Origin of the sequence: Thermoflexus sp. (assembly GCF_040289485.1) — a bacterium.
Lineage (GTDB): Bacteria > Chloroflexota > Anaerolineae > Thermoflexales > Thermoflexaceae > Thermoflexus.
In genome coordinates, this window is the sequence record NZ_PSLG01000104.1 from 1,754 (window position 1) to 3,652 (window position 1,899).

The following is a 1,899-nucleotide window of genomic DNA, read 5'->3' on the forward strand; positions in this document are numbered from 1 at the left end:
GGCCCGACGGCTGCGGAGCACCCCCGCCGGGCTGACTGAGGACGGGCGCGAGCGGACGCGAATCCATGACGAGGTGGGAGATGAGCCGAATGCGGGTCCTGGTCGGCACGCGCAAGGGCGCGTTCATCCTGGCCTCAGACGGATCGCGGAAGCGGTGGAACATCAGCGGTCCGTACTTCGGCGGCTGGGAGGTGTACCACATGAAGGGCTCTCCAGCGGATCCCGACCGCCTCTACGCCTCGCAGTCGAATGCGTGGTTCGGCCAAGTCATCCAGCGCTCCAGCGACGGGGGAAAGATGTGGGAGGCACCCGCGGGAAGCATCCCTGGGGAGCCCGGAAGCCTTCGTCGGGGGCCCAGTCCCACGTTCGTCTACGAGACGACTCCCGGCGCCGGTGCCCCCCTCTCCACGCACCAGTGGTACGACGGGACGCAACACCCCTGGGAGTTCGTGCGTGTCTGGCACCTCGAACCGTCCGGGGACGATCCGGAGACCGTGTACGCGGGCGTCGAGGACGCTGCCTTGTTCCGCTCGACGGACGGAGGACGTACGTGGCAGGAACTCCTCTCCGGCCTGCGCGGCCACAGCTCCGGCCCCTCGTGGGCGCCGGGCGCCGGCGGGCTCTGCCTCCATACGACCCTGCTGGACCCCATTGATCCCGGGCGCATGTTCGTGGCCATCTCGGCCGCGGGGACCTTCCGGACTGACGGCGGGGGCCGGACCTGGCGGCCGGTGAACCGCGGCCTGCACTCCGCCTACATCCCCGACCCCTCGGCGGAAGTCGGCCACTGCGTCCACCGCATCGCCATGCACCGGTCGCGCCCAGGCGTGTTGTTCATGCAGAAACACTGGGACGTCATGCGCAGCGACGACGCGGGCGAGTCCTGGTACGAGATCAGCGGGAACCTGCTGACCGACTTCGGATTCGTGATCGACGTGCACGCGCACGATCCCGACACGGTCTACGTCGTTCCCATCACGAGCGAGTCGGAACACTTCCCCCCCCGAGGGGAAGCTGCGCGTCTACGGACGCGCCGCTGCCGCAGCGGGTGGCGGAGGGGGCGGAGCCCCTGCTCATCGTGGGGGCGATCGCGGGAGGCTAGCGCCGCTCCACCGGGCGGTGACAGGGGGACGACCTTTCCGCACCTCCATCCCACTGCGGTATGCCGGGAGACTCCCCTCGCCGCACCGACCACCTGCAAGGCACAGCGCCCCGCCGCACGCGGAAACGGGGATCCCGCACTGCGTCTACCGGCTGCGGTCCTCGACGTCCGCAGATCACCGGAAGGGAAGGCCCCGATCCAAACCGGAAGAGGACCTGGGAGGGACCCGCACCCGGAGGAGGGAAGCCATGATCCGGGAGGGGTTCCACACTGTCCCTTTTGATCCTCAACGAGGGGAGGAAGAAGGGATGACCTACGATGCCGCCTACGCCCTGCTGGACCGGCGGCTCCGCGACCGGGGCGTCGACGTCGAGGCTGTGCGAGCATCGCTTCGGAGCCAGCGTCTCGAGACCCCTTCGTGGGTCTACGGAAATTCGGGCACGCGCTTCGCGGTGTTCCCGTGGCCGGGGGCGGCCCGGACCATCTGGGAAAAGCTGGAGGACGCGGCCCTCGTCCACCGGCTCACGGGCATCTGCCCCACAGTGGCCCTTCACATCCCATGGGACCAGGTGGACGACTACAGCCAGCTGAGGGCTCGCGCGGCGGAGCTGGGGCTTGCCATCGGGGCCGTGAACCCCAACCTCTTTCAGGACGACGACTACCGCCTGGGGAGCCTCTGTCACCCCGATCCCCGCATTCGGCGGAAGGCCACCGACCACATCCTCCACTGCATCCAGGTGGCGCAGGCCGCCGGATCCGCGTGCCTCAGCCTGTGGCTGGCCGACGGCACCAACTAC

Annotated in this window: 1 protein-coding gene and 1 pseudogene; one reads left to right on the plus strand and one right to left on the minus strand. The window is 69.3% G+C overall.

The annotated features are described in order from the left end of the window. The coding region (locus C4313_RS11230; RefSeq protein WP_352429945.1) for a hypothetical protein at positions 1-202 on the minus strand (202 nt) is incomplete at its 3' end. A gap of 1,148 nt (positions 203-1,350) precedes the next feature. On the opposite strand from C4313_RS11230, the pseudogene C4313_RS11240 reads away from it, so the two are divergent. Next, positions 1,351-1,899: pseudogene (locus C4313_RS11240) on the plus strand (hypothetical protein); the annotation flags it as partial.